Source organism: Marinomonas sp. TI.3.20 (assembly GCF_038155025.1).
Classification (GTDB): Bacteria; Pseudomonadota; Gammaproteobacteria; order Pseudomonadales; family Marinomonadaceae; genus Marinomonas; species Marinomonas flavescens.
Genome location: NZ_JBAKAS010000074.1, coordinates 1 through 486, shown reverse-complemented (window position 1 = coordinate 486; position 486 = coordinate 1). Strand labels below are relative to the sequence as shown.

Genomic DNA, 486 nt, shown 5'->3' with positions numbered 1-486 from the left:
TGGTCACTTGACCATATAACCCAAAATAGTTTCGGATCACATACCAAAGAGCTTTTGTGTCTCTCTGGATTTACGATAATAGAAGTCACTAGGTTAAAGTGAACTTCCACCGGTTTAACGCTTGATTCATCGTTATTTCAAAATTCGAATTGTTAAAGAGCATGGTTTAAAATTACTTTTAAACCTGAGAAAGACTTAATTAAATAAGCTTCCCCTAAATCGTGGGGCCGAATTATAGAGATTTTTACAACCTCGTCAAGCATTTCCTACGATTATTTTTAGTTTTATTTCACTCAATCAATTGAGCTATAAAAACTAAAAAAGGCCGCTAAAAGCGACCTTTTTTAATTAAGAATTTGTCAGATAATTTGTGTGAACGCTCACCAGAGCTTCTATCGTTTAAGGAGGTGATCCAGCCCCAGGTTCCCCTAGGGCTACCTTGTTACGACTTCACCCCAGTCATTGACCACTCCGTGGTAACCGCCA

Annotated in this window: 1 rRNA gene; it reads right to left on the bottom strand. The window is 38.1% G+C overall.

Annotated features, from left to right (window positions below):
- Positions 1-400: 400 nt before the first annotated feature.
- Positions 401-486, bottom strand: a 16S ribosomal RNA gene (locus V6259_RS19620); the annotation flags it as partial.